At 31.3% G+C, this 11,604-nt stretch carries 11 protein-coding genes, 1 pseudogene and 1 riboswitch; of the genes and pseudogenes, 3 read left to right on the top strand and 9 right to left on the bottom strand.

Features of this window, described 5'->3' with window-relative positions; translation table 11 throughout:
* Window positions 1-6 precede the first annotated feature (6 nt).
* The 6 genes from Q6H37_RS10595 to Q6H37_RS10570 all read right to left on the bottom strand — a co-directional run bounded on the left by Q6H37_RS10595 (window position 7) and on the right by Q6H37_RS10570 (window position 7,758).
* Entirely contained in the window at window positions 7-1,890 is a 1,884-nt protein-coding gene (locus Q6H37_RS10595; RefSeq protein ID WP_318741709.1) for a cell wall-binding repeat-containing protein, read from the bottom strand.
* A gap of 212 nt (window positions 1,891-2,102) precedes the next feature.
* Window positions 2,103-2,465, bottom strand: coding sequence for a VOC family protein (locus Q6H37_RS10590; protein ID WP_318741707.1), 363 nt, complete (start codon window positions 2,463-2,465; stop codon window positions 2,103-2,105).
* Window positions 2,466-2,597: 132 nt separating this feature from the next.
* Window positions 2,598-4,121, bottom strand: a complete 1,524-nt coding sequence (locus Q6H37_RS10585) for an FGGY-family carbohydrate kinase (protein WP_318741706.1) — start codon at window positions 4,119-4,121, stop codon at window positions 2,598-2,600.
* Window positions 4,122-4,354: 233 nt separating this feature from the next.
* Window positions 4,355-4,468, bottom strand: a riboswitch (FMN riboswitch).
* A 59-nt stretch (window positions 4,469-4,527) separates the two neighbouring features.
* Window positions 4,528-6,084, bottom strand: coding sequence for a DHA2 family efflux MFS transporter permease subunit (locus tag Q6H37_RS10580; RefSeq protein ID WP_318741703.1), 1,557 nt, complete (start codon window positions 6,082-6,084; stop codon window positions 4,528-4,530).
* 10 nt (window positions 6,085-6,094) lie between these two features.
* Complete coding sequence (locus tag Q6H37_RS10575; RefSeq protein ID WP_318741701.1) at window positions 6,095-6,754, bottom strand: HlyD family secretion protein; 660 nt, start codon at window positions 6,752-6,754, stop codon at window positions 6,095-6,097.
* Between the two features lie 14 nt (window positions 6,755-6,768).
* Window positions 6,769-7,758 carry an efflux RND transporter periplasmic adaptor subunit gene (locus Q6H37_RS10570; RefSeq protein WP_318741699.1) on the bottom strand — a complete coding sequence of 330 codons (990 nt, stop codon included), beginning with the start codon at window positions 7,756-7,758 and terminating at the stop codon, window positions 6,769-6,771.
* A 177-nt stretch (window positions 7,759-7,935) separates the two neighbouring features.
* Here Q6H37_RS10570 and Q6H37_RS10565 point away from each other — a divergent pair, with 177 nt between their 5' ends.
* From Q6H37_RS10565 to Q6H37_RS10560, 3 genes and pseudogenes are all read left to right on the top strand, one after another.
* Window positions 7,936-8,580: a TetR/AcrR family transcriptional regulator gene (locus tag Q6H37_RS10565; protein ID WP_318741697.1), complete on the top strand. Its 645-nt coding sequence runs from the start codon at window positions 7,936-7,938 to the stop codon at window positions 8,578-8,580.
* Between the two features lie 61 nt (window positions 8,581-8,641).
* The gene (locus tag Q6H37_RS29565; RefSeq protein WP_412523916.1) at window positions 8,642-8,761 is read left to right on the top strand and encodes a hypothetical protein; all 120 of its coding nucleotides are present in this window, start codon (window positions 8,642-8,644) and stop codon (window positions 8,759-8,761) included.
* Between the two features lie 53 nt (window positions 8,762-8,814).
* A pseudogene (locus tag Q6H37_RS10560) lies at window positions 8,815-9,042 on the top strand (DNA replication protein); the annotation flags it as partial.
* Window positions 9,043-9,053: 11 nt separating this feature from the next.
* Here Q6H37_RS10560 and Q6H37_RS10555 read toward each other — a convergent pair.
* The 3 genes from Q6H37_RS10555 to Q6H37_RS10545 form a co-directional block, all read right to left on the bottom strand.
* Window positions 9,054-9,383 carry a hypothetical protein gene (locus Q6H37_RS10555; protein WP_318741695.1) on the bottom strand — a complete coding sequence of 110 codons (330 nt, stop codon included), beginning with the start codon at window positions 9,381-9,383 and terminating at the stop codon, window positions 9,054-9,056.
* 234 nt (window positions 9,384-9,617) lie between these two features.
* Window positions 9,618-10,643: a radical SAM/SPASM domain-containing protein gene (locus tag Q6H37_RS10550; protein ID WP_318741693.1), complete on the bottom strand. Its 1,026-nt coding sequence runs from the start codon at window positions 10,641-10,643 to the stop codon at window positions 9,618-9,620.
* Between the two features lie 2 nt (window positions 10,644-10,645).
* Window positions 10,646-11,572, bottom strand: a complete 927-nt coding sequence (locus tag Q6H37_RS10545; protein ID WP_318741690.1) for a hypothetical protein — start codon at window positions 11,570-11,572, stop codon at window positions 10,646-10,648.
* Window positions 11,573-11,604 lie beyond the last annotated feature (32 nt).

Genomic DNA, 11,604 nt, shown 5'->3' with positions numbered 1-11,604 from the left:
AGTTTTTTATTTCATTGATTTGTCTTGTAAGTATTTAAGATGCAAATTTACATTTTCAGAACCGTCTATTTTACTTTTGTATAACCATGTAACAGTGTCTTCAGCAGAAATAAAAGTAAAACAGTCATAATAAATCCAATCACCTACAATATTAGGATTAAATATACTAGGACTTCCACCAAACTTAAAATCTAGCATTTTAATATTTATCAGTTTCACATTTTCACTGCCATCTGTTTTAACTTTATATAAACAACCATCTGTTGACACATAATAAATACAATTATTTTCAATATTAAATGAATCATTCATATCAAATCCACTAACAACATTAACAGTTTTTGAGTTATCAAGCTTTGTCTTATAAATCCCATTAGCAGTGGAATAATATATAAATCCATCTGCTAAAAGAATTTGATGAGCAGCATCATCTATTACCTTCATCTTACTTGAACCATCAAGTTTCATTTTATATATTTTAGAATTATCAGATTCATTTATATAATAAATCCAGTTTCCAACTATATTTAAACTCAAAATACTGTCTTCTTCATTTAGTATTGTGTTTCCTGAACCATCTGTATTTATTTTACATAAATGATTTTTACCATCTTTATTAGTATCTTGAAGATAGTAAATTGTATTTCCAATTACAATCATGTTCTTACATGAGAATGAGATATCACCAATTATTTTTGTTTTGCTAGATCCATCAGTTTTCATCTTGTATATTTCAAATCCTGTGGAATAATAAATCCAATCTCCAACAACATTTATGTATCTATATATACCATTGTCTAACTTTGTAGTTGAACTGCCATCTTCCTTAGATTTATATAAACCTCCAAATGGATAAGTAGTATAATAAACCCATTCTCCTTGTTTAGCAGCAAGTCCCTGTAAACATACATTACCATTAGTGTTACCTGCAGGATATATCATATAATTTATTAGTTCATCTGATATCACCTTACTTCCACCAATTATATTAGCTTCACACTGTGAAGGTATTTTGGAAAGTACAAAATCTTTAGTGGGTTGTCCAGAATCATCATTTACTAATATAATAGCAGATGAATTTTTTGATGCTAAAGCCGAGCCTGCTAACGCGTCGGGAAAATTTTCACCATTAGCAAAATAAATTTTACTAAAGTCAAGTTCATTTTTAAATTTATTTAATACTGCAATATTAGTATCATATCTACTATCACCATATGTTCTTTCAGCATTAGGCAGCGAATAAAAAATATCTTTACTCACTACAGAATCATCACCAATTACATATGTCTTTGATATATTTTTATTTTTCATATATTTAATTACAGAAGTTGGTAGATTATTACTAGGTGTAAGTATAATCGGCATAGATTTTTTAGCTGCAATGGGTGCTGCTGATACTGCATCGGGAAAATTTTCTCCATTAGCCACAAATATTTCGCCTTTAAAATCTAACTGCTCTGCAACCTTAACTGCAGTTTCATATCTATCTTGTCCCCAAAGTCTTGTAGTTTTAATATTTAGGTTTTCAAGTTTATTTTTAACTGTATCAGATATAACTGCTGTTCCACCAATAATAAATACCTGTTTTACTCCTAACTTTTTTAATTCATCTTCAACTCTAGTGTCTAGAGTTGTTCCTGGATTCAATAAAATAGGTGCATTATATTTTTTAGCAAGTGGGGCTGCACTAAGAGCATCAGGGAAATTTTCTCCACTAGCTAGGACCGCGTATTTCGAACCATTTGTCCAACCACTTTTGCAAATTTCGATGGCTGTATTATACCTGTCATCACCACAAATACGCTGAATGTTAGTTGAAGCCATTACTTTAGTTGACATAGAAAAAGTCGCGCCTACAATACACAGCATAATGATTAACTTGTTTTTCATAATTATAGTGCCTCCAATATTAGTAAGTTATTTGAAATTAAGGTAAATTTCATTATCATTATACTATAAAAAGTCTTATTCAGGTATAAATGGATAGTTTTGTTTTTCATATATCATTAAACACATAAATTATTAGTAATGATAAATAACTCAGCAGTAATATAAAAAAATACCAAGCTATAAAACTTAATTCATAGCTTGGTGCTTTTTTACTACATATTCTCTACAAATTGAATTTTTAGCCCATTTGGGTCTAACACAAAAAAGAATTTAACATGTGGATTAGGCTGAAATGGTCCGCTATGTATAGCTATTCCTTTTGACTTAACAAGCTCCATCATTTGATCTACTGAATTCACTTCAAAACCAAGGGAAATATCGGCACCATAATTTACTTCTTTCACATTTGAGTTATATACAAGTTCTATCTTTGTTTCCCCTTCTCCTAAAAAGGCAATTTCCATTCCTGGTCCACCTTTAAATCTTTGCTGAATCTTAAGTCCAACAATATCTTCATAAAACTTTAAAGATTCCTCTAAATCTTTAACTGTTAATGTACTCCAACAGAATTTCATATTCTAATTCCTCCCTTTAATATCTCTGCTTTAATTATATAAAATATTATTGCAATTTAAAATATTTATATGTAACTAAAACTCCATATTTTCATTTATTGCTTCATGTTCTTCTGTATAATTTGTACCGTTTTACAACTTTACATTACTAGCTACATTATTTAATACATTTTTTCTAAGTTTATAATGCTCTTTATAAATTTTTGAATTATTGATATCAGGAGTATACTTATTTATGATTTTTAAGTTACCTGCAAGTGCTTTCTTTAAATCCTGTGTATCACCCACTGCATAGGAAGCAACAATACAATTTGTAAGTACAGCACCACCTGAAACTTCTAATGTAATTGCCTCACTTTGCATAATGTCTGCTTTAATTTGATTCCAAAGATGATCTCTACTTCCACCTTCAGTTATGGTAATTCTATTTATTTCAATTCCAGCATTTCTATAATCATTTGTAATTTCCATATAATCATATGCAATAGCCTCCAAAACAGATCTCCATAAGACAAATTGGTCAGTATCTAAGGTCATGTTCAAAAAACAGCCCTTAACATTTGAAAATTCTCCATATCCACCAGTTAAATATGGTAAAAAAATCACACCATTGCATCCAGGCTTAACCTTTTCCGCTCCTTCACTAAGTGCTCTATAATAACTGTCGTCATCAGATTTCTTACAAATACTATCCTTAAACCATCTCAGTGCCAAACCTCCAGTTCTAACAAATCCCCAATAAAAATATGTATTCTCCAAAGTACCACTGTTAAAAATCAATTCACTTCCCTTCTTACTTAGTTCTGGAATAATTCCATTTGTTGAAACGCAAAACATAGCACAAGTTCCAGCAACGTCCACAGCTTTATTTGCTTCAAGTATTCCACTTCCAAGCATGGACTGCATGGTGTCACCCGCTCCAGCACAAATTGGTATGCCATGAGGGCATCCAGTTTCCTCTGCAACACCTTCTGACAGAGTACCAATAACATCCCAGGGTTTTACAATTTTAGGCATATAACTTTTGTCTATTCCCAATATGTTAAGCTGCTTATCAGACCATTCCTTTTCATATACACGATATCCAAGTCCCCAACCTGACATGGTTCCCCAATCAATAAAGGCAGCACTGCTCTTTAAACCTGCAAGATTCATTAAAATATAAGGAGCATTATGAACAAATTTCTTTCCTCTTTTTTGAAATTCTTTAATATTTTCCAAAATCCATCGTGCATGTAATGCAGGAAACATACAGCTTGGATCAGCATTACCCGTTTCTCTTCCCCAAATATCAAGATCCAATTTTTTAAGGTTTTCAACATCACTTTGCGTTCTTGAATCCAGGTAGTTTATATAAGGCGTAATTGCCTTCCCATTCTCATCTATGCCAACAACTCCACAGATGATTCCATCACCCATAATTGCTTTGATTTGTCCAGGATCAATTTTTTTATCTTTCAACTGTTTTATGCACTGCTTAATTCCTAGTTTTGTAAGCAAAAAATATTCATCTGCATCCATTTCAACCCATCCTGGATGTGGATATTTTAAAGTTGTCTTATTAGATGATTTTACTATACATTTCATATTTTCATCATATACAGCTACTTTTACACTTTGAGTACCTGCATCAAAACCCAGATAATAATGTCCCATTTTTCATTTTTAGCAGGAGATATTTAAACACATAAGTCTCCCACTAAAATTCACCTCTTTTCCTTATATAAAGTATTGTGTACCTTGATATAAAGCTATATAAAACATCTATAGAGTAAAAATAAATTTCTATATACCAACTTTTTTTAACATAAAAATAACCCCTAGGTTTTCCTAGGGGTTAGTAAACACAATAAACATATTGTTAAATTTAACAATATACAATATTATTCATTCACCTTCTTTCATCCAGACTATACTGTCGGCTTCGGAATTTAACCGAATCTGCCAAATGGCTTGCGGGCTATACCGCCGATAGGGAATTTCACCCAACCCCGAAGGATACTTTATATAACTTTACCATTAATATAGCATTGTTATTTTTTCATGTCAATCATGACTTATACTAATTTCCTTTTTCCATACCCTTTGCCATTCCATCTTCTAATTGCTTACCTTCTTTTAATAAAAATGTGGGAATAACAATAATTGCTGTGATGACTGAAATGACTAACATAGTATCATTCAGTGCTTGAAGCTGAGCTTGTTTTGCAACTATTCCAAAAAGCTGACTTAATGCTCCAGCTTGAGCATCGCTTGGAGATACTCCAGATTGTACCATAACTCCCTGCAGCATTTTAAACAGGTTCATGCTATTGGGATTAAAATAATTTACCTGTTGAGATAAATTCGAATAATTGATTGTGGTTCTACTCTGCATGATACTTGTAATCAAAGTAATTCCGATAGATGTACCTACTTGCTTTACTGTATTTAAAAGTGCTGAAGCATTTGACATTACAGACTTTGGCAATGCACTAAACCCCATTGTTTGAACTGGCGCTATAAGAAACCCTACTCCAAAACCTCTTATCATTAACAGAACAGTTATAATTGTATTAGAAGTTTCCAATGTAATTTTGGACATACTGTAGCTATTTAAACCAATTAATACCAAAGCAGATATAGCAAATATCCTTGTATCCAGTTTATTCCCTATTTTTCCGTAAACCGTCATAGAAATTGCAGTTGCTATTGCTTCAGGAAAGAGTATTAAGCCTGCTTGCATAGAATCTAATCCTTTAATCTGCTGAAGAAATATAGGCATAAGAAACACACCTCCATAGAGAGCCAATAAAGCAACGTTCATAATAATGTTACTCATGCAAAAAGTGTAATTCTTTAAAAGTCTCAAATTAAGCATAGGTTCAGGGATTAGCAGTTCATTAACAACAAACATGAACATACTATAACATCCTACTATCATTATGATTATATTTTTAATATCGCTCCAATCCACATTACTTTTTCCCAGCACATAAAGAATAGCTGACATTCCAACAGCTGAAGTCACAAGACCTATGATATCAAAGTGTTGCGAAGCTTTGTGCTGTGATTCTCTAAGTATGATCATAGCTAATATTGTACTGAGTATCCCTATTGGAATATTAATGAAGAAAATAAACCTCCAATCAAGATTCTGAATGATATACCCTCCAAGAGTGGGGCCTAGAGCAGGAGCAGCCATAACACAGATACCAATAATACCCACAACCATACTCATTTCACTTTTATCAAAAGTAGTCATTAATATTGTCATACCAAGTGATATAATGAAGGCTCCTCCTACTCCTTGAGTAATTCGTGCTACTATAATAGACATTAAGTTCCATGAAATACCACACATTAATGAACCAGATGTAAATAAGATCAAAGCAATAACAAACACTTTTTTTAATCCAAATCTATCACTTAAATATCCTGTTGATGGTATAGTAACTCCCAGTGTCAATGTATAAGCACTTATTACCCACTGTATTTGATCAAGGGATACACTAAAGGTTTGCATCATTTTTGAGGTGGAAAGATTGACAACGCTGGTATCTAAGTTTGCCATAAAAAGTGCCGATACAACTACACTCATTGTAAGCCATTTATATGAAATATTCTTTTTATTTTCCATTACTACCCACCTACTTTATATGGATTTTTATGACTGCATTGGTTCCGGGTAAAAGATTACCATCTGTTTTATCCAACTTAATTTTTACAGGTACTTTCTGAACTACTTTTGTAAAAGTGCCACTTGAAGAAGAGGGAAGCATAGAAAATGCTGAATTTGATGCTTTACCTATAGAATCCACCTTTCCTTTAAAATCTTTTTCTTTAAACTCATCAAAATTTATATCTACCTGCTGACCCAATTTTATATTTTCAACCTTACTCTCTTCGATATTTGCAGTTACATATAACTGGCTTGGGTCTACCACCATGGCAAGAGTAGGAGCTGAAGTACTTAATTCATACTCCCCAACATTTGCCTGCTTTTTAATAATTACTCCATCCATAGGTGCCCTCAAAAGGGATTCATCTATACTGGAATCATCTAATCCAACAGCATCAATACGACCAATGATTTGATTTTTCACTACCTTATCCCCCTCTTTAACATTGAATTCAACAAGTTTTCCTGACACCTCAGGTAATATCTTCACAAAATCCCCAGATACCTTTGCATCTTCAGAAGAAATATAATATGTATTGTTATGCCAGTAGTAATATCCTACGCTTCCAAGGGTTATTAACATTGTAACAAATATAACTAAAATTATTAACTTTCGTTTTTCCTTCATTTTTATCATCCTCCCTAATTTTTTACGCCAACTTCGGCAAACATACCTGGTTTCAATTCTACATCCTGATTTTTAAACTTCACCTTAACAAGAATATTTTTATTTTTTAAATTAACTACAGAATCAATTACAGATATTTCACCGTTAAATTCCTTGTCTGGGACTTCTACTGCTTTAATAACCACTTCTTGTCCAACTTTTATTTTATTTATATATTCTGCAGGCAAATAAGCATCTACCACCATTGCATCAGAATTTACGATATTCATCAAATTAGCTCCTGCTGCTGCTAATTCTCCAGTTCTAATATCCTTTGCTGTCACAACTCCAGATATAGGTGAAACAATAACGGAATTGTCCATTTGAATTTTTGAAATATCTAATGCTGCCTGAGCCTCTTTTACTTGTGACTCTGCAACATTAATAGTTTCTTGTGCTTCTCCTTTATTTAAAATATCCAATTCTGCTTTTGATGATTTATAGGATGCCTCAGCTTCAGCTAACGCTGTCTGAAACTGCTCCAATTGAGATTTTGAAATAGCTCCAGTATCAAAAAGTTTTTGATTTCTTTCATAATTCTTCTTGGCATTTTCATAACTGACATTTGCACTATCCACTAAAGCCTGAGCTTTATATATTTGTTCTGGTCTGGACCCGCTTTGGGTTTTAGCTAAATTTGCTTGAGCCGTTCCTACACTGGCCTCTTCCTTAGCTACCTGTGCTTCAAGGTCTTTTGAATCCAGCTTCATGAGTGGGTCGCCTTTTTTCACCGTTGAACCAATATCAACATATGTTTCAGCAACTTTAGCAGTAATTTTTGAGGATATATTTACATTTTCATTGGTATTAATTTTACCTGCCATTAAATATACTGTTCCACATTTATCACTATGTTCTACATTTACAGTGGTTTTAGCATTACTTTTATCTGGGCTACTGCACCCTGTTAATATGGAGATTCCTAAAAATGTGGATAATATGAACATTAAACCTAGTTTTTTCATTAATCATTACTCCCTTCAATATATTGGTTATTTTTTCAAAATCAATTCCTATTAACTTTTATGTATTTTTTCTTTTTAAAAATAAGAAACGCACAGTTCCTTATTTGTATGATATAATAAGTTTACGATAAATGCAATAGAAAAAATAAAACTTTTCAAAAGGATGGTGTTAGCAATATGGATGAGCAAAAAAATAACTTTTCTACCGAGCCTACTAAATCTTGCAGCGATGAAAACAAAAATACGGTAACTAGACGACGTGGAAAGATCCTTGAAGCTGCAATACTTCAAGCTGCTTGGGATGAACTCAATAATGTAGGTTATTCTCATCTAACTATGGAGGGAGTTGCTGCACGAGCAAAGACAAATAAGGCAGTTTTATATCGTCGTTGGCCAAATAAACCAACACTTGTAATTTCAACAATACAAAAACATATACATAAACCTATTACTGATGCTCCTAATACAGGTAACCTTCGAAATGATGTAATTATTCTGCTTGAAGAAATAGCAAAACCTCTTCAAGCCATTAGTGCCGAAACCATACACGGCCTCATGGTAGACTCTAGTAGTCATATAATATCTTCAATACCACAAATAGTAAGTAAAAATAACGAAGACACATTGTCAAAATCCATGATGACGATTTTAAAAAATGCTGAACTTAGAGGAGAGGTAAATCTTAAAAAGGTTAGTCCTAGAATTATTTCACTACCTATAGATTTATTGCGGTATGAAATTCTCACTACTCATGAACCTATATCTGATAAAACAGTAAGTGAAATCGTTGATGATATTTTTATACCACTTATTCATTCATGAACTTTTGTTCCTTTAGAAATGCAAACGGAAAGGATGTAATCAAAAACAAAGCTTTTCAAAAGTGAAAACTTCAGCAGCAGACCAAGATATTTTTGATGTAGCAAAGCAATTTGAAACACTACTTGGAAAAACTTTAAATGAACTTGTAAGAGAAGACCAAAGTGGAATAACTAACGCCTAAACTACAAAAATCAGGCACTTAGCTATTTCCAAATAGTAAAAAATAAGGAGGTCTTAATAATAGATGATCTCTATAAAGGCAAGCTTACTGAATCGGATATAAATATAACCTTTGAAATAATAAATTACAGATACATGAAAAATTTGCCTATAATATCTTCAGAATTCACCGTAGAAAAGCTCTTGTACTTTGATGAAATCATAGGAAGTAGAATTTTAGAAATGTGCAAAAATTTCACTGTAGAAATACACGGTAAGGAGAATAATTATAGTTTGAGGTAGACGTAACTAAATTACCCCTTTATAGTTGTAAATAACCAATTAATTAACACAATAATAGAAATGTATGCTATTGGCGATATACTGCATAAAAACGCTTTAGTGTTGGATTTTTTAGATACTAAGATAATAGAGCTTACACATGCTAAAAACATTACTACTGGTATTGATAAAGTAAGAAAAAAGAATAACCATGCCCTCGGATCTCCAGCCGACTTTGGTGTATCAAATATCATTGCACCTGCCACAAGGAATGCAAACCCAACCGGCACTATTGCAATAACATATATAGTATTTAATATAATTGCTATTATTCTAAATAATTTATCTTTAATATTATTCATAATCTAAAACTGTCTCCTTTGATGCTTATATAACACTTTTCCTATGCTTTATTTATATCGAATTTTTCTCTATAAACTTTACTTAACTTCCAAAGTTTACATCTTGAGGGGACTTTGTAAGTGCTTACTTGAACTTGTTATTATAAACCTGCCTTCTTTTTAAGATTAACTAAAACAGACTAGCTTGCTGTATTAGTGCTAAGCTAGTCTATCTTAGAATATATATTATAGGTATTAGCCTTCTTCATTCTTAAGAATGCAGCCATAATCTCCAATTTTGTAATCACCATATACACCATAAGCTATACACTTAGCTCCACCTTTACATAAATTAAAAAAATTACATTTTGTACAGCCTTTAGGCTTTTCCTTAAAATCTCTTAAATCTTTAAATACTTTTGAATTAAAATAAATTTCTTTTAAATTTGAATTTTGTATATTCCCTGCTACAATTGGTAATCTTCTACAAGGCATTACATCTCCATTTTCAAGAAGTACTACTAGTCCATCTGCTGCACTGCATTTATAACACTCACTAATTCCATTTAAAAATTGTAGACTTCTTCCACCAACAATTTTAGTTTTAGTAAATTTATTTAATACATTTAATTGCTCTTTACGTATTATATTTATATATTCAACCACTTCTTTTTTACTTAAAGTTTTAATTTCCCCACAGTTTCCTGAGCCAATTGGGACCATTCTATCTGTCCAAACCTTATATGCCTTACACTTTTTAGCTGCCTTTACTACATTCTTAAATTCTTTATAGTTCTTATTATTTGCAGTAAATGAAACTAATGATTTTATCTTGTATTTTCTTAATAGTTTTAATGCTTTTATAACTTCATTATAAGAATTTGCGCCTCTTATTTCATCATGAACTTTTTTACTTCCATCTAAACTTACTTGTACCATTTTAGGATTGTAACTTTTTAGTTTAATAACATTTTCCTCATTTAAAAGTGAACCATTAGTAAGTATTCCAAAATCAAAATACTCAGCATTCTTTTTAAAAAAGTCTAAAAGCTTCCAAATATCTTCTCTAATAAATGGTTCTCCCCCAGTTATATTTATTTGTCCCTTCATTTTTTCATTACAATTTTTATTATACTCATATAAAAGTTCTAAATATTGAGACCCTAATTCCTTTAATTTTTCTATTGTAAATTCTTCCCCACTGTAGTCTTCTTGATAGCAATGCTTACATCTTTTATTACACCTTGCAGTAATATGCCATTGCAAAATTAATCTTTTCAAAATTAATCTCCTCCACTACCACAGCCTCCACAAGATGAGCATGAAGAACAAGAACTTCCCGAATCACTACTATCAGAAGAACCACTACTATCAGAAGAATCAAAACTACTATCATTGTCAAAAAAAGTAGATGTATCACTACCACTATTTTTATATATATTATTTACACCTAAAAAATTCATCCATGCTGATCCAATTAAAAAGCCCCCCATAATATTTGCATAACTTCCATTACTGTTAGAGCTACTGTCAGAATCATTAATTATTGAATTATATTGCTTTTTAAATGCTCTTTTAGAAGCATATCCCTTATTGGTCAAGTTATCATTAACTAAACTAGATAACACGACCATTATTGTAACAAAAGTTATAATAATTTCCATTACTAGGGCTGTTACTGGCATATTACTTGCTATTCCTCCAATAAGTCTCCAAACCCCTGGAATAAATATAATAAGCATTCCCATTTTTAAAGTAGATTTATTCTTTTTTATCATCTTACTATCTTTAATTAATCCCTTTGTTATTAATTCATTATAAATGCTATAATAATACCCTTTAAACTGATTTTCATTTAGCATACTTGATTTAAAATCCTTTGGTGCAAACTTTTCTAAATATAAACTGTATACTTTTTTTTCAATACTTGATAAATATGTGGAAACAGACTTATTTACATAAAAAGTTTTTTCTTCTTCATCTTTTAATAGAATTCCTTTAGCATATAGCCTGTACGTTATATAGTAAAACATATTCTCCAAACTATATTTATTATCTAAAACATAATATTGTACTTCATCTAAATCTGCTACCACATAATATTCATCATTACCTTTTAATTTCTTTGACAATAATATTATTAATGCTACTGCATAAATCCCATATATCACCAAAAAAAGTTTTCCATTGATAAATGGTAAAAATCTCATTATTAATCCCTCACTTACATTATTAAATATAG

Origin of the sequence: Clostridium sp. JS66 (assembly GCF_033561535.1) — a bacterium.
Lineage (GTDB): Bacteria > Bacillota > Clostridia > Clostridiales > Clostridiaceae > Clostridium_AM > Clostridium_AM carboxidivorans.
This window is presented reverse-complemented; position numbering and strand designations above follow the sequence as displayed.

What these genes read in the sequence shown, in the direction of transcription:
- Q6H37_RS10590 (WP_318741707.1), bottom strand. Translation starts at nt 2,465, where the DNA reads ATGAAATTCTGTTGGAGTACATTAACAGTTAAAGATTTAGAGGAATCT.
- Q6H37_RS10555 (WP_318741695.1), bottom strand. Translation starts at nt 9,383, where the DNA reads ATGAATAATATTAAAGATAAATTATTTAGAATAATAGCAATTATATTA.
- Q6H37_RS10580 (WP_318741703.1), bottom strand. Translation starts at nt 6,084, where the DNA reads ATGGAAAATAAAAAGAATATTTCATATAAATGGCTTACAATGAGTGTA.
- Q6H37_RS10595 (WP_318741709.1), bottom strand. Translation starts at nt 1,890, where the DNA reads ATGAAAAACAAGTTAATCATTATGCTGTGTATTGTAGGCGCGACTTTT.
- Q6H37_RS10585 (WP_318741706.1), bottom strand. Translation starts at nt 4,121, where the DNA reads ATGGGACATTATTATCTGGGTTTTGATGCAGGTACTCAAAGTGTAAAA.
- Q6H37_RS10570 (WP_318741699.1), bottom strand. Translation starts at nt 7,758, where the DNA reads ATGAAAAAACTAGGTTTAATGTTCATATTATCCACATTTTTAGGAATC.
- Q6H37_RS10565 (WP_318741697.1), top strand. Translation starts at nt 7,936, where the DNA reads ATGGATGAGCAAAAAAATAACTTTTCTACCGAGCCTACTAAATCTTGC.
- Q6H37_RS10575 (WP_318741701.1), bottom strand. Translation starts at nt 6,754, where the DNA reads ATGAAGGAAAAACGAAAGTTAATAATTTTAGTTATATTTGTTACAATG.
- Q6H37_RS10545 (WP_318741690.1), bottom strand. Translation starts at nt 11,572, where the DNA reads ATGAGATTTTTACCATTTATCAATGGAAAACTTTTTTTGGTGATATAT.